This window comes from Methylobacterium sp. JK268 (assembly GCF_054052225.1).
Map to the genome: position 1 here is coordinate 262,195 of NZ_JBSVZN010000004.1, position 15,708 is coordinate 277,902.

The window sequence follows — 15,708 nt, forward strand, 5'->3', positions numbered from 1 at the left end:
CCGCGAAATTCATATTGTCGATCATTTTTGTCAACTATAGGATCGCGGGGAAACGACGGTCGGGATCCATCCCGCCACGCCCCCGAGCGGACCCGCATGACCCTCACCCACTCCCCCGGCGCCCTCGTCGGCTGGCCGGGCTTCGCGAGCCCGACGGATTTCCCGGACTCGCCCCTCTCCCGGGCCCTCGCCCAGCCGCTGCTGCTCGGCCTGTTCCTGCCGATCCAGGCGGGCGGCTGGACGGCCTCGACGCTGCCGCGCACGACCGACTGGCGCTTCGACTACAACCGCGACCTCGTGCTGACGGCCGAGCGGCTGGGCTTCGACCTCGTCTTCGCGCTCTCGCAGTGGCTGCCGAAGGGCGGCTACGGCGGCGTCCTCGACGGGCAGGCGCTCGATTCCTTCACCACCATGGCGGCGCTCACCGCGGTGACGCGGCGGATCCTGTTGATCTCGACGCTCCACGTCCTCTACGGGCCGTGGCACCCGCTCCACCTCGCGAAGTTCGGCGCCACCCTCGACCACATCTCGGGCGGGCGCTGGGGCCTCAACCTCGTCACCGGTCACCGGGCGGTGGAGCACGAGATGTTCGGCTGGAGCCGCATCGAGCACGACCGCCGCTACGCGCTCGCCGCCGAGTTCGTCGAGGTGCTGCAGCGGCTCTGGCAGGACGAGGAGAATGTCTCGTTCGCGGGCGAATCCCCCTGGCGCCTGCAGGGCGGCTTCGTCACGCCGAAGCCCGCCTACGGCCGGCCGATCCTCGTCAACGCCACCGGCTCGCCCGCCGGCATCGCCTTCGCGGGGCGCTACTCGGACATCGTCTTCGTCACGAGCCCGGCGGGCGCGGACATCGACAGCGCGCTCGACGCCCTGCCGGCCCACACGGCATCCGTGAAGGCGGCGGCGCGGGCGGTGGGGCGCGAGGTGCGCACGCTCCTGAATCCTCTGGTGATCTGCCGCGAGACGGAAGCGGAAGCCTGGGCGCAGGCCGACGCCATCGTGGCCCACGCCGATGCCCGCAGCCCGAAGGGCTTCCGCACCTTCGACTCGGATGCCCATGCCTGGAAGGGCCGCGAGGGCCGGCCCGACCCCTACGGGGTGATCGGCGGCAACATCCGGGTGATCGGGTCGCCCGAGCAGGTGGTGGAGCAGTTCGCGGCCCTGCACCGCGCCGGCATCGACGGCCTGCAGGTCAGCTTCTACGACTTCGCGCCGGACCTCGCCTTCTTCGGCGAGCGGGTGCTGCCGCTGATGCGCGAGGCGGGACTGCGCCGCGCGCCCGCACCCCTCCCCGCCTGAGCGACGCGCCGTGACCGCCCTCACCCGCCGCGCCCTCGCGGGCGGCCTTGCCGCCCTGCCCCTCGGCCTGTCCGCTGCCCGCGCCGCCGCGCCGCGTCGGGGCGGCACCCTCGTGATGGTGATCCAGCCCGAGCCGCCGATCCTGGTGAGCCTCACCCACACGGCCGGCCCGACCACCCGGGTGAGCCCGAAGGTGACCGAGGGCCTGCTCGCCTTCGACCTCGATTTCCGCCCCAGGCCCCAGCTCGCCACCGGATCGTCGGTCAGCGAGGACGGATTGCGCTACCGGTTCGCCCTGCGCCCGGGCGTCTCGTGGCACGACGGGGAGCCCTTCACCTCGGCCGACGTCGCGCACTCGATCCGGCTCCTCAAGGAGCACCACCCGCGCGGGCGCGGCACCTTCGCCAGCGTGACGGAGGTGCTGACGCCCGATCCGCTCACCGCGGAGATCGTGCTCGCCAAGCCCGCGCCCTACCTGCTCGCGGCGCTCACCGCCGCCGAGACGCCGATCGTACCCCGCCATCGCTACCGCGACGGCGACCCGCTCGGCAGCCCGAACGGCAAGGCCCCGGTCGGCACCGGCCCCTTCGTGTTCCGCGAATGGGTTCAGGGCAGCCACATCCTGTACGAGCGCAATCCGCGCTACTGGGATCCGGACAAGCCCTTCCTCGACCGGATCGTGGTGCGGTTCATCGCCGACGCGAACGCGCGCGCCGCGGCCCTCGAGACCGGCGAGGTCCATTTCGCCCCCGACACGCCGGTGCCGCTCGCCCAACTCGACCGGCTCAGGGCCCTGCCGCACCTGCTGATCGAGCCGAGGGGCTACGACTACCAGCCGATCGTCTACCGGCTGGAGTTCAACCTCGCGAACCCCTATTTCCGCCACCTCGCGGTGCGGCAGGCCGTGGCGCATGCCGTCGACCGCGAGGCGATCACCCGGCTCGTCTTCTACGGCTACGGCGCCAGCGCGCCCTCGGCGATCAGCCCGGCGCTCAAGGCCTTCCACGCGCCGGACGTCCCGCAGCATCCCTACGACCCGGGCCGGGCCGAGGCGCTCCTCGACCAGGCGGGCTTCCCGCGCGGGGCGGACGGCGTGCGCTTCCGGGTCGCGCACGACTACATGCCCTACAGCGAGGCCTACCAGCAGCTCGGGGTCTACACCCGCCAGGCGCTCGGCAAGGTCGGGATCGGCGTGACGCTGCGGGCGCAGGACGTCCCGACCTGGTTCAAGCGCACCTACACCGACCGCGCCTTCGACTTCATGAGCAACGGCATGAGCCACTCCTTCGACCCGACGGTCGGGGTGCAGCGGCTCTACTGGTCGAAGAACTTCAAGCCGGGCGTGCCCTTCTCGAACGGCTCGGGCTACGCCAACCCGGAGGTCGACCGCCTCCTCGAAGCGGCGGCGGTCGAGGCCGATCCGGCGCGGCGCCGGGCGCTGTTCCGCGACTTCCAGATGATCGTCGCGCGCGACCTGCCCGACATCAACCTCGTGACCGGCGCGAACCTCACGATCCTCAACCGCCGCGTCGCCAACCACCCCACCACCATCGACGGCCCGTCCGACGGCTTCGCGGACGTGTGGCTGGAGTCATGAGCAGCGTTGCAGGGGGCAGTTCTGCTCGAGCCCGCGAGGAGCGAAAGGGCATGACGTTCGATCCAGACCTCTCCGATCCCTTCCTCGCCAGGGCGGCGGACCTGCGGGACATCTTTGCGCGCGACGCGGTCGAGCGGGACCAGGCGGGCGGGCGGCCGGTGGAGCAGTTGCGCCTCCTCAAGGAGAGCGGGCTCCTCAAGCTCCTGATCCCGCGCGCGCAGGGAGGCCACGGCGAGCCCTGGTCGAGCGCCCTGCGCATCGTGCGGGAATTCGCCAAGGTGGACGGCTCGCTCGGCCACCTCTTCGGCTACCATTTCGGCTCGGTGAACGCCGCGCATCTCCTCGGCTCGCCGGAGCAGGCCGCCGACCTCTGGCGGCGCTCGGCGCAGGGCAACTGGTTCTGGGGCAACGCCCGCAACTCCTTCTCGAAGACGCTGTTCGGCCGGCGCGAGGGCGAGTGGATCACCGTGAACGGGTTCAAGCCCTTCACGTCGGGCTCTCACGTCGCCGACCGCCTCGTCATCGCGTGGCTCGACGCGGAGACCGGGGAGCCGACCTTCGCGGCGGTGCCGGCGGACCGACCCGGCATCATCGTCGAGGACGATTGGGACGCCATCGGCCAGCGCCAGACGGGGAGCGGGCGCGTCACCTTCGCGGACCTCAAGGTGCATGCGAGCGAGGTGTTCGACACCGCGCACGACAGGGGCCTGCCCTACCGCAGCCTCGGCGTGCTGCAGCAACAGGGCGTGCTGCTCAACGTCTTCGTCGGCAGCGCGCAGGGGGCGCTCCTCGCCGCACGCGACTACACGCGCACGTCCTCCCGGCCCTGGATCCACTCGGGCGTGGCCGAGCACGTCGATGACCCCTGGGTGAAGCGCACCTACGGCGACCTCTACATCCGCACGCAGGCCGCGACGCTGCTCGCCGACCGGGCGCTCGACGCCATCGACGCGGCCTTCGCCCGCGGGCGCGACCTCACGGAGGCCGAGCGCGGCGAGGCGGCGATCGCCATGGCGGCGGCGAACGCCCACGCGGGCGCGGTCGCCCTCGACGTGACGAGCACGATCTTCGAGGTCATGGGCGCGCGCTCGTCCGCCCGCGCCTACGGCTTCGATCGGTTCTGGCGCAACGTCCGCACCCACACCCTGCACAATCCGGCCGAGTACAAGATCCGCAACACCGGCACGTGGTTCCTCACCGGCGCCTACCCGGAGCCGGGCATCTTTCAGTGAGCGGCGCTTCGCGCGGCCGAAGCGGCGGCGGGTGGACGACATCTCTCGCACGGTCGCGCGACGCCCCGGCGACTGCGATGGGAGCCCGCCCCGGCCGCACGGCCTCGCGCGCCTCAGGGGCCGCGAGACCCTCCGCAGAGATCCTCCCCCCGGCGGTCGCCCCGGCGCGAACACTCCACTCCGTCGGGTCGTTCTTTAAAAAGAACAATCTCGTTGACATGAAGAACGCGGCCGGACACCCTGACGGTATCGGGACGGCGCCTCGGCCCTCCCGACCCCATCCCGACAGGACCAGCGACAGGACCAGCGACCCATGGCGTTTCGACCCCTGCACGACCGCGTGCTCCTCCGGCGCCTCGACGGCGAGGAGAAGACCAAGGGCGGCATCATCATTCCCGACACCGCCAAGGAGAAGCCGCAGGAGGGCGAGGTCGTCGCCGTCGGCCCCGGCGCACGGGACGACAGCGGCACGGTCGTGCCCCTCGACGTGAAGGCCGGCGACCGGGTGCTGTTCGGCAAGTGGTCGGGAACCGAGGTCAAGGTCGACGGCGAGGATCTGCTGATCCTCAAGGAGACCGACATCCTCGGCGTGATCGCCGCGTGAGCATGATCATCTGAGAGACGAGGACGGATATGGCTGCGAAGGACGTGAAATTCTCCGCCGACGCGCGCGAGCGGCTGCTGCGCGGCGTCGACATCCTGGCGGACGCCGTGAAGGTGACGCTCGGCCCCAAGGGCCGCAACGTCGTGATCGAGAAGAGCTTCGGGGCGCCGCGCATCACCAAGGACGGCGTCACCGTCGCCAAGGAGATCGAACTGGAGGACCGCTTCGAGAATCTGGGCGCCCAGCTCCTTCGAGAGGTCGCCTCGAAGACCAACGATCTCGCCGGTGACGGCACCACCACGGCCACCGTGCTGGCCCAGGCCATCGTCAAGGAGGGCGCCAAGGCGGTCGCGGCGAACTTCAACCCGCTCGACCTCAAGCGCGGCATCGACCTCGCCGTGGCGGCGGCGATCCAGGACGTGGCCGGCCGCTCGCGCAAGGTCACGGCCTCGGATGCGATCGCGCAGGTTGGCACCATCTCGGCGAACGGCGACGCGGAGATCGGGCGCCTGATCGCCGAAGCCGTCGAGAAGGTCGGCAAGGAGGGCGTGATCACGGTCGAGGAGGCCAAGACCGCCGAGACCGAGCTCGACGTGGTCGAGGGCCTGCAATTCGACCGCGGCTACCTCTCGCCCTACTTCGTGACCAACGCCGAGAAGCTGATCGCGGAACTCGACGAACCCTACATCCTGATCCACGAGAAGAAGATCTCGTCCCTGCAGCCGCTGCTGCCGGTGCTGGAGGCGGCGGTGCAGTCGGGCAAGCCGCTGCTGATCATCGCCGAGGACGTCGAGGGCGAGGCGCTGGCGACCCTGGTGGTCAACAAGCTGCGCGGCGGCCTCAAGATCGCGGCCGTGAAGGCGCCGGGCTTCGGCGACCGGCGCAAGGCGATCCTGGAGGATATCGCGATCCTCACGGCCGGCCAGGTCATCTCGGAGGATCTCGGCATCAAGCTCGAGAACGTCACCCTCGGCCAGCTCGGACGGGCCAAGCGCGTGCGGATCGAGAAGGAGACCACCACGGTCGTCGACGGGGCGGGCGAGAAGCCCGAGATCGCCGCGCGGGTGGCGCAGATCAAGGCGCAGATCGAGGAGACGACCTCGGATTACGACCGGGAGAAGCTGCAGGAACGTCTCGCCAAGCTCGCGGGCGGCGTGGCGGTGATCCGGGTCGGCGGCGCCACCGAGGTCGAGGTCAAGGAGAAGAAGGACCGCGTCGACGACGCGCTCAACGCCACCCGGGCGGCGATCGAGGAGGGCATCGTGCCGGGCGGCGGCACCGCGCTGCTGCGCGCCCGCGGGGCGGTCTCGGCCCTGCACAGCCCCAATCCGGACGTCGCGGCGGGGATCAAGATCGTGCTCAAGGCCCTCGAAGCGCCGATCCGCCAGATCGCCGCCAATGCCGGCGTCGAGGGCTCGATCGTGGTCGCCAAGGTCAACGAGAGCGATTCCGACACCTACGGCTTCGACGCGCAGCGCGAGACCTACGTCGATCTGATCGAGGCCGGCATCGTCGACCCGGCGAAGGTCGTGCGCACCGCCCTGCAGGACGCCGCCTCGGTGGCCGGCCTGCTGGTGACGACCGAGGCGCTGGTGACCGAGCGGCCGAAGGAGAAGCCGGCGCTGCCCGCTCCCGGCGGGGTCGATTTCTGACGTCTCCGGGGCGCCTCCGGCGGAGGCGCCCCTCCCCCGCGTCCGCACGGAGACCGTGATGCAGCTGCCCGACGACCCGATCGCTCCCGTCCATCCCTCCGAGCCGAGCGTCGGCTTCCTCGTCATCCTGGCCTGCGCGACCCTGATCCTCGCCACGCTGACCTTCCTCATGCGCTGAGGGCCGCGCGATGAACCCCGTCATCGCGGTCGTGGGCGCCGGCTTCAGCGGCAGCATGGCGGCGCTCCACCTGCTCGCCGCCCTGCCCCGGACCTGGTCCGTGCTCTTGTGCGAGCGCGGCGACGCCTTCGGGCGCGGCCTCGCCTACGGCACGCGGGCGGCGGACCACCTGCTGAACCTGCGCGTCGCCAACATGAGCGCCTTCCCGGACCGGCCGAACCACTTCTCGGGCTGGCTGGCGCAGCTCGCGGCCGACCCGGCCGAGGCCGAGGACGTGGCGGGGATCCGCCGCACGCCGGCCGGGACCTTCGCGCCGCGCGGCCTCTACGGGCGCTACCTGGCGGGACTCCTCACCGCGGCCCTCACCGCGCAGGGCAGGCCCCGCCTGCGCCTCGTCCACGACGCCGTCATCGACCTCGAACCCGGACCGGCCGGCTTCACGCTGCGCACCGAGGGCGGACAGGCCTTCCCGGTGGCCGGCGCGGTGCTCGCGATGGGGCACGTGGCCGGACCCGGCGCGCCGCCGAGCGTCCACCGCCTCGACCCCTGGAATCCCGATGCCTTCGGCCGGCTGCACCCGCACCGGCCGGTGCTGGTGGTGGGCACCGCGCTCACCATGGTCGACGCGGTGGCGTCCCTCCGCGGGCGCGGCTTCACGGGCAAGATCCTCGCCCTCTCGCGCCGCGGGCTGCTGCCGACCACCCACGGGCCGTCCGGGTCCTGGCCGGTGCCCGACCTCGCCCCCGACGACCTCGCGTCGCTCACCCGGCTGACGCGGCGCATCCGCCGGGAGATCGCCGCGGCCGAGGCGGCGGGCGGGCATTGGCGCGACGTGATCGACGCGCTGCGCCCGATCGTGGACTACATCTGGCGCGCCCTTCCCCACGCGGAACGCGCCCGCTTCCTGCGCCACCTCCGCCCGTTCTGGGACGTGCACCGCCACCGGGCCGCGCCGCCCGCGGCCGCCTCGCTCGCGGAGGAGATCGCGGCCGGGCGCCTGGAGGTGCGGGCCGGGCGGATCCTCGCCATCGCCGACGCGCCGGACGAGGCCGCGGTGACGATCCGGCCGCGCGGCGCCGCGGACGCTCACGTGCTGCCGGTTCAGGCGATCCTCGACGCGACCGGCATCGGGCCGATCGCCGAGAGCCGGGACCCGCTGCTGCGCCGCCTCGCCGCGCGCGGCCTCGCGCGGCCGGGGCCGTTCGGGCTCGGGCTCGACGTCGGACGGGATTACCGGCTGCGCGGCACGCGACACGACCGGTGGCTGTGGACGCTCGGGCCGCTCCTGCGCGGCACCCTCTGGGAATGCGTCGCCGTCCCCGACATCCGCAACCAGGCGGTGGAGGTGGCGGGTCTGGTCGCCGCCGAGGTCGAGGCGTCGCGCCCCGTCCGACGGGCGGGCGTTGCGTGACTTTGCGCTGCTGCGCAGCTGGCCGGCTATTCCCCCTCCCACGCGGGCCAGCGGATTTACAGGACGCGAAAAATAACGAAACGGCAGATACGTTCGCCGGCACATGACGGTTGCCGGGTCTGTCGCGGGGAACCCCTCTCCCGTGAACGCTGCTGGAAAACACAACACTCCTCATGCTGAGGTGCGACCAAAGGGAGCCTCGAAGCACCCCAGAACAGTGTATCCAATGCACTCTTCTCTTGGATTGACAGTTGGGGGTGCTTCGAGGCTCCCTTCGGTCGCACCTCAGCATGAGGAATTGGGTTTGTTGCCATCAGCCGGATTTGAAGCTGTGGCTCACCATCAGTTGAGTGGATGAAATCGACCGGGTCCGTCATCACGCAGTTGATACGGCTGAGCGATGACGGATCCGCTCGAAGTCTGACTGATACGGAACATTTTTTCCAATGCTGTGCGCACACGGTGGCCCACTCGGAAGAGGCAATTCCGCGCGAACCGGGCCATCGTCATTTTTTATCAAAGTCGCATTTTTCGGAGATCGACGAGAATCCTGAGGAGCCCTGGATTGTCCCCGGACAGCCGCGCCGCCGAGGGAGGAGGGTTCATCCCCACGCGCCTCACGGCGCCGGCGGCACGTCCGGCCTCGCATCCGGCACGAAGCCGTCGCGGTTCGGCATCGCCACGCGCGGCAGGCTCTCCGCGTCGAGGACGGCGTCCGCCGGCAGGATGCCGTTGAGGTGCAGCAGGTAGGCCGAGACGGCGTAGACCTCGGGGTTCGCGAGGGATTGCGGGGCGTCGAAGGGCATCGCCCGGCGCACGTAGTCGAACAAGGTCGTGGCGTAGGGCCAGTAGCTGCCGACGGTGCGCACCGGCTTGGCGCTGGCGAGCGTGCCCCGCCCGCCGACGAGCCGGTCGGCGGCCCCGCCCTCCCCCGCCGCGCCGTGGCAGCCCGCGCACCGGCTCGCGAACAGCGCCCGTCCCTCCGCCACGCTGCCGCGGCCGGGCGGCAGCCCCGCCCCGTCCGCCCGCACGTCGATGTCCCAGGCGGCGATGGCGGCCGGATCCGCCGGACGGCCGAGCCGGTGCGGCCCGGGCCCCTCGGCCGCGACGGCGAGGCAAGCGGCGAGGCAAGTGGCGAGGCACAGCAGCAGGGCGGCCGGAATCCCGTTACGCGACATGGCGCACGCTCCCGCCGGCCGCGACCTGCCAGCCATAGATGCCGTTGTAGTGGTAGACGGAGTTCACCCCGCGCGCGTCGACGAGAGCGGCACGCGGCGGCTGGCGGTAGCCGGTCTCGTCGGTGGCGCGGCTCTGCAGCAGCGCCGGCCCGCCGTCCCACTCCCAGGGCAGGCGGAAGCGCACGAGGCAGCGCGGGAGCACCGGCTCCTGCAGCGCCGCGGGCCGCCAGGTCGCGCCCCCGTCGGCCGAGACGTCGACCGCGGTGATCCGCCCCCGCCCCGACCACGCGAGGCCGGAGATCTCGTAGGAGCCGGGGTCGCGCAGTTGATGGCCGCCCGAGGGCGCGGTGATGACGGACTTCGCCTCCATCACGAAGCTGAACTGGCGCGCGCTGCCGTCCGGCATGAGATCGGTGTACTTGGAGGTCTCCTCCCGGGTCTGGAACGGCTGGTCGCCGACCTTCAACCGCCGCAGCCACTTGATGCTGAGATTGCCCTCCAGCCCGGGCAGGAACAGCCGCAGGGGATAGCCCTGCTCGGGCCTCAGCCGCTCGCCGTTCTGCGCGTAGGCGAGGATCGCGCCGTCGAGGGCGACCGGGAGCGGGATCGAGCGGCTCATGGCGGCCCCGTCCGCCCCCTCGGCCAGGATCCAGGCGGCGCCGGGCGCGAGGCCGACCTCGTCGAGGAGCGTGGAGAGGAGCACGCCCGTCCACTCGGCGCAGCTCAGCAGCCCGTGCGTGTCCTGCACGGTCCAGGCCGGATCGCCCTTCTGCCAGCCCGGCGTGTTGCCCGAGCATTCGAGAAAATGCAGGCGCGACACGGAGGGCAGGCGGACGAGGTCGTCCATGGTCAGGATCAGCGGGCGCTCGACCAGACCGTGCACCACGAGGCGGTGCCGCTCCGGGTCGATCGCCGGCACGCCCGCGTGGTGGCGCTCGTAGTGCAGCCCATTCGGCGTGACGATGCCGGACAGGTGCTGCAGCGGCGTGCCGCTCGACGCCGCGCCCGGGAAGGGCGGCGGCGTGCGCGGCCGGCGCACGAGGCGCTCGTAGGGCGAGGGCACGCCGTAGCCCGGACTCGCGACGGGGGCGCCCTGCGCGCGGGTCCAGGGCGGCACGTCGAGCGGCGCCTCGCCCGCGACCGCGCGGCCGCCGAGGCCGAGCGCACCCAGGAGAAGGCCGCGGCGGCCGAGCCGCAGGCGGGAGAGCGATGACATGGTGGGGTCCGTTCCGGGACAATCGGGAGCCGACGCGCGGGACCCGCACGATGTCACGCACGGCCACAGCACGGAAGAGGATGATTTCGCGTTTATGCGATCAAAACAAGAATGTTATTCGACAAATCGCGCCCAGATGGGACCACGTTCGCGATGAATCGCCTCCGCAATCCCGACATCGACCGGTGCATCGCGTGGCGACAGGGCAGCCTCAGAGACTTCTTCTCCGTTTCCCGTCATACACGAGACGGTCTTGTTATGGCTCAGGGCAAAATCGAAATACGATTTCATTGACCCCGCGCTGCCGCGCCGGCGACAGTGGCCCATCCGGAACGCGGATCTCCGCCCCCTCGCGACGCGGGCGGCCGCTCCGAGCGGAGTGCTCTCATGCCCGCGATCGCGGCCCGCCGGTCCCTCCGGCGCAAGACCCTGTTCGCCCCTCGCCTGGTCGAGAAGCGACTCCTCGCGACCTGGCTCCTGCTATCGGCCTTCGCCTTCCTGTTCGTCACGGTGCTCACGGCCCGGGCCGAGGAGCAGGTCATCCGGGTGGGCTACCAGAAATACGGCACGCTGGTGCTCCTGAAGGGCAAGGGCCTGCTCGAGCAGCGTCTCAAGCCGCTGGGCTACCGGGTGGTCTGGGCCGAATTCCCCTCGGGCCCTCCCCTGCTCGAGGCCTTGAACGCGGGCGCGATCGATCTCGGCTCGACCGGCGAGGCACCGCCGATCTTCGCGCAGGCGGCGAGCGACAGCCTCGTCTACGTGGCGAACGAGCCCCCCGCGCCCAAGGGCGAGGCGATCCTGGTCCCGAAGGACAGCCCGGTGCGGAGCGTAGCGGACCTGCGCGGCCGCACGATCGCCCTCAACAAGGGCTCGAACGTGCACTTCCTGGTGGTGCGGGCCCTGGAGCAGGCGGGCGTGCCCTACGACCAGGTGAAGCTCGCCTTCCTGGCCCCGGCCGACGCGGGCGCGGCCTTCGCGCGGGGCAGCGTCGATGCCTGGGCGATCTGGGACCCCTTCCTGGCGGCGGGTGAGCAGGCCCACGCGGCCCGCACCCTGACGACCGGCGAGGACCTGGTGCCGAACCGCCAGTTCTACCTGTCGCGACGCGCCTTCGTAGTGGAGCACGGCAAGGCCCTCGACGCGACGCTCGCGGCCATCGGCGAGATCGACGCCTGGGCCAAGGACAACACCGACGCGGTGGCGCGGGAACTCGCGCCACTGGTCGGGATCCCGGCGCCGATCCTCACCGTGGCGCTGCGGCGCCAGACCTACGGGGTGGCGCCCCTCGACGCGGCCGCGGTCGCCGACCAGCAGCGGGTCGCGGACGCCTTCCACCGGCTCGGCCTGCTGCCGAAGCCTCTCAGCATCGCCGAGGCGGTGCGGCGGCCCGGCAGCTGAGGCGCCGGCGATGCGGAACCCCGCGCGCCGCAGCATCCTCGGCGGCCTCGCCGGCGTCGTGGCCGCCCCGGCCCTGGTGCGGGCCGCCCCGGTGATCCGCTTCGCGTACCAGCGGTCCTCGACGCTGCTCACGATCCTCAAAACCGACGGCACGCTGGAGCGGCGCCTCGCCGGTCAGGGCTTCGGGGTCAGCTGGCACCTGTTCAACAGCGTCATCGAGCCGATGAACGCGGGCAGCACCGACTTCCACGCGGACGTCGCCGACGCGGTGCCGATCTTCACCCAGGCGGCCGGCGCGCCCCTCACCTTCTACGCCAAGGAGGACCCCTCCCCGGCCGCCGAAGCGATCATCGTGCACGCCGACTCACCGATCCGGACGGTGGCCGACCTCAAGGGCCGGACCGTCGGGTTCCAGCGCGGTTCGGGCTGCCACTTCATCCTGACCGCTGCCCTCAAGCGCGCGGGCCTCACGCCGGCCGACATCACGGCGGCGCCGCTGAACGCGCCCGACGGGGCGGCGGCTTTCGAGCGCCGCAGCTTGGACGCCTGGGTGATCTGGGATCCGTTCCTCGCCATCGCGCAGGCGAAGGGCGAGGTGCGGGTGATCGCGGACGCGACCGGCTTCTCCAGCTACAACCGCTACTATACGGTCCAAACTTCCTTCGCGCAGGCGCATCCGGAGGTCGTCGGGGTGGTCTACGAGGCGCTGGCCGAGGCCGGCCGGTGGGTGAAGGGCAACCCGCAGGAGGCGGCCGCGCGCCTCTCCCCGCTCTGGGGCGATGTGCCTCTGCCGATCGTCGAGACGGTGAACGCCCGCCGCAGCTACGCGGTGAAGCCCGTGCTGCGGGAGGGGCTGGGCGAGCAGCAGGTGATCGCCGACACCTTCTTCGAGGCCGGCCTGATCCCCCGCCGCATCGACGCGACCGCCGTGCCGCTCTGGCACCCCGGGACGCGCGGCTGAGCATGCCCGCGAGGACGGTCCGATGACGTCACCCCGTTTCGGCGTCTGGGCGCCGGTCCACGGCAGCCGGGCGGCGCACAACGACCCGGACGAGCCGGACGACGCCTCCTGGGAGCGCAACCGGGCTCTGGTGCTGGAGGCGGAGGCGCTGGGCTACGACTCGGTGCTGGTGGCCCAGCACCTCGTGAACCCCTACGACGAGACCCGCGACCAGCTGGAAACCTGGACCGCCACGGCGGCGCTCGCCGCCCTGACGCGGCGGATCGAGCTGATCGCGGCGATCAAGCCCGGCCTGTTCCACCCGGTGGTGCTCGCCAAGATGGCGCTGCAGATCGAGCACATCAGCGCCGGACGCTTCGCGCTCAACCTCGTCAACGCCTGGAACGCCACGGAATTCGAGGCGGCGGGCCTGCCGTTCCCGGCCCACGACGCGCGCTACGCCTACGGGGCCGAGTGGATCGGCCTCGTCTCGCGCCTGATGCGGGGCGAGCGGGTGAGCCACGAGGGCCGGCACTTCCGGGTGGACGGGGTGGCCCTGCGTCCCGCCGACCCGCACCGGGCGCGTCCGCGGATCTATCTCGGGGGCGAGTCCGAGCCCGCCCGCGCCCTCGTGGCCGCGGAGAGCGACGTGTGGTTCATCAACGGCCAGCCGCTCGACGCGGTGCGGGCCCTGATCGCGGATGCGGCGGCCCGCCCGCGCGCGCTGGCGCCGCTGCGCTTCGGCCTCTCGGCCTTCGTGATCGCCCGCGAGACCGACGCGGAGGCGGAGGCCGACCACGCGCGGCTCCTCGCGCTCGCGGCCGGCGACGCGGGCATGCGGGAGGCGAGCCGCACCCGCGTCGACCCGGAAGTGGTGATGATCCGCACCATGGCGCGGGTGCGGGCTGTGGGCACCAACGGCGGCACGGCGGCGGGGCTGGTCGGCAGCTACGCCACGGTGGCGGAGCGGCTCGCGGCCTTCCACGCCGCCGGCATCGACCTCTTCATGCTGCAGTTCCAGCCCTTCGAAGCGGAGATGCGCCGCTTCGCCGAGCGGGTGCGTCCCCTGCTCGCCTGACTCGAAATGGGCTCCAAACGATCGATGTCACGTTCAAGTTTCGATCTCGGGTCCCCCTCTCCCGCGTGAGCTACCGTGTGCACACAACTCCGAAAAATCCATCTTTGTCAGTATGATAGATGAAGCCGTCGCGAAGCTTCCGGGGAGCGCATCAGGGCCGATCCGCGGGTATGCCCTGACGGACTGATCGACATTGTGGGGCAAATTCTCGGCCGAACATACTGGATGCGCACCAGCCTTGATATAACAACAAGAACGAAAGATAAAGCATAAGACTCCTTTAGTGGCAATACAACCGCCTCCTCATGCTGAGGTGTGAGCGGAGCGAGCCTCGAAGCACCCCGTAGCATCTCGTCCAAGGCATCTTTTCTCTTGGATGACCCTTCTGGAGTGCTTCGAGGCCGCTGCGCGGCACCTCAGCATGAGGGTTGTCGCGCACTCCAGGCACGGTCATTCGATGAGCCTGCAATCGAGATGTGTGCACACGGTATCCCGTGCGGGAGAGGGAGACCCGCGCCAGGGCGACAATGCCAAGCCCACACCGCCATCCCGCAGCGATGGCGGCAGCAACCACCGAGGGATCAAGCGGATCGGGGATGACCCGTCAGCGGCTCGGCGGCTCCCAGATCGGGAGGGCGGCGGCGTCGACCGGGCGGGGCAGCAGCCCCTCGTCCCGGAAGGCGTCGGCGATCCGCTGCTGCTCGGCGAGCCCCTCCCGGGTGACCGTGCCGACGCGGTAGGAGCGGCGGTCGTTGGCCTGCCGGACCACGGCGGGATCGAGCCGCCACAGGGTCCCGAGGCGGGCGGCGGCCTCGTCCGGATGCGCCTTCACCCAGCGCCCGGCCTCGCGCAGGCGGTCGACCAGGACGGAGAGCACGTCGGGGTTCCCGGCCGCGTAGGCCTCCGCGGCGACGTAGTAGCGCTTGTAGAGCGACAGGCCCGTGCCGTCCCGCAGGATGCGGGCGCCCCCCTGCGCCTGCGCCGCGGACAGGAACGGGTCCCAAGCGACCCAGGCCTCGACGCCGCCGCTCGCCAGCGCGGCCCGCCCGTCGGCGGGGGTGAGGTAGGCGGGCGTGACGCTCTTGAGCGAGAGCCCCTCGGCGGAGAGCGCCGCGAGGAGCAGGTAGTGGCTGCCGGCCCCCTTCGTCACGGCGACGCGGCGCCCCTTGAGGTCGGCCACGCTGCGCGCGGGCGAGTCTCCCGCCACCAGGATCGCCTGCGCGGCGGGCGAGGCCGCCTCCTCGGCCACGTAGGCGATCCGGGCCTGCGCCGCCTGCGCGAAGATCGGGACGGTGTCGGCGACGTCGGCCGAGACGTCGATCTGGCCGACGTTGAGCGCCTCCATGATCGGGAGGCCGCTGGTGAATTCGTGCCAGGACACGCCGACCCCGAGCGGCTTCAGGGCCGCCTCCAGGGACCCGTCCTCGCGCAGCAGCGCGGCCAGCGTCGAGGAGCGCTGGTAGCCGAGGCGGAGGCTGCGCCCCTCGCCGGCCGCGGCGGCGAGCGGCGCGAGGAGGAGCAGGGCGGCGAGGAGGATGCGGACGGGGCGCGGCATGGGCGTGTCGATCTCCTCGGCCCCGCCCGCGCCGCGGGAGGCGACGCTCGGGACGGCGTCCCCCACCGGCAGACCGGCGCACGCGCCGCGGCAGGACGACCGGTGGGATAGTGGCGATGTCGCCCGCATGGGGTCAATGAACGGACATTGGCGAATAGCGGCGGCGTTCGAGAATTCCCGTCTGCCGAATGCCGCATCCGCAGGGGTTTTAATCCTCACGCGCGCGATCGCCTCCACAGTCGCGCGTCATCGTTCCCCTTACGGGCCGCGTCAGCCCGCCGGGACGCGCGGGCGCTCCGCCGTGGGAGATGCGCGCCGCGACCGGCCTGGCGAGAAAGGCCTTCGGTCGGCGCTCCGAAAAAGAGTAATC

The 15,708-nt window shown here is 71.6% G+C and carries 12 protein-coding genes; 9 read left to right on the forward strand and 3 right to left on the reverse strand.

Translation table 11 applies throughout. The annotated features are described in order from the left end of the window. The first annotated feature begins 96 nt into the window (after positions 1-96). From ACW9J6_RS06760 to ACW9J6_RS06785, 6 genes are all read left to right on the forward strand, one after another. Positions 97-1,299: an LLM class flavin-dependent oxidoreductase gene (locus ACW9J6_RS06760; protein ID WP_457115678.1), complete on the forward strand. Its 1,203-nt coding sequence runs from the start codon at positions 97-99 to the stop codon at positions 1,297-1,299. A 10-nt stretch (positions 1,300-1,309) separates the two neighbouring features. Next, positions 1,310-2,896 carry an ABC transporter substrate-binding protein gene (locus tag ACW9J6_RS06765; protein ID WP_457115679.1) on the forward strand — a complete coding sequence of 529 codons (1,587 nt, stop codon included), beginning with the start codon at positions 1,310-1,312 and terminating at the stop codon, positions 2,894-2,896. Between the two features lie 50 nt (positions 2,897-2,946). Further along, positions 2,947-4,128 (forward strand): acyl-CoA dehydrogenase family protein, encoded by a 1,182-nt coding sequence (locus ACW9J6_RS06770; protein ID WP_457115680.1) that lies wholly within the window; start codon positions 2,947-2,949, stop codon positions 4,126-4,128. Between the two features lie 313 nt (positions 4,129-4,441). After that, positions 4,442-4,732, forward strand: a complete 291-nt coding sequence (gene groES / locus ACW9J6_RS06775) for a co-chaperone GroES (RefSeq protein ID WP_457115681.1) — start codon at positions 4,442-4,444, stop codon at positions 4,730-4,732. Between the two features lie 29 nt (positions 4,733-4,761). Continuing rightward, a complete protein-coding gene (gene groL / locus ACW9J6_RS06780) occupies positions 4,762-6,384 on the forward strand; it encodes a chaperonin GroEL (protein WP_457115682.1) in 1,623 nt (540 codons plus the stop codon). A 188-nt stretch (positions 6,385-6,572) separates the two neighbouring features. Beyond that, positions 6,573-7,973, forward strand: coding sequence for an FAD/NAD(P)-binding protein (locus ACW9J6_RS06785; protein WP_457115683.1), 1,401 nt, complete (start codon positions 6,573-6,575; stop codon positions 7,971-7,973). Between the two features lie 617 nt (positions 7,974-8,590). Here ACW9J6_RS06785 and ACW9J6_RS06790 read toward each other — a convergent pair. Together ACW9J6_RS06790 and soxC are read right to left on the reverse strand one after the other, a co-directional pair. Next, positions 8,591-9,151, reverse strand: coding sequence for a c-type cytochrome (locus ACW9J6_RS06790; RefSeq protein ID WP_457115684.1), 561 nt, complete (start codon positions 9,149-9,151; stop codon positions 8,591-8,593). Then, the gene (gene soxC, locus ACW9J6_RS06795; RefSeq protein WP_457115685.1) at positions 9,141-10,367 is read right to left on the reverse strand and encodes a sulfite dehydrogenase; all 1,227 of its coding nucleotides are present in this window, start codon (positions 10,365-10,367) and stop codon (positions 9,141-9,143) included. The genes ACW9J6_RS06790 and soxC overlap by 11 nt, the downstream gene beginning before the upstream one ends. Positions 10,368-10,754: 387 nt before the next feature. Here soxC and ACW9J6_RS06800 point away from each other — a divergent pair, with 387 nt between their 5' ends. Genes ACW9J6_RS06800 through ACW9J6_RS06810 form a run of 3 tightly spaced genes read left to right on the forward strand, consistent with a single transcriptional unit; the run spans position 10,755 to position 13,783 of the window. Continuing rightward, on the forward strand, positions 10,755-11,765 hold the full coding sequence (locus tag ACW9J6_RS06800; protein WP_457115686.1) for a sulfonate ABC transporter substrate-binding protein: 1,011 nt from the start codon (positions 10,755-10,757) through the stop codon (positions 11,763-11,765). Positions 11,766-11,775: 10 nt separating this feature from the next. Continuing rightward, positions 11,776-12,726, forward strand: a complete 951-nt coding sequence (locus ACW9J6_RS06805) for an aliphatic sulfonate ABC transporter substrate-binding protein (protein WP_457115687.1) — start codon at positions 11,776-11,778, stop codon at positions 12,724-12,726. Between the two features lie 22 nt (positions 12,727-12,748). Further along, complete coding sequence (locus ACW9J6_RS06810) at positions 12,749-13,783, forward strand: LLM class flavin-dependent oxidoreductase (RefSeq protein ID WP_457115688.1); 1,035 nt, start codon at positions 12,749-12,751, stop codon at positions 13,781-13,783. A 604-nt stretch (positions 13,784-14,387) separates the two neighbouring features. Here the strand turns inward: ACW9J6_RS06810 and ACW9J6_RS06815 are convergent. Further along, positions 14,388-15,338 (reverse strand): aliphatic sulfonate ABC transporter substrate-binding protein, encoded by a 951-nt coding sequence (locus tag ACW9J6_RS06815; RefSeq protein WP_457115689.1) that lies wholly within the window; start codon positions 15,336-15,338, stop codon positions 14,388-14,390. Between the last annotated feature and the right edge of the window lie 370 nt (positions 15,339-15,708).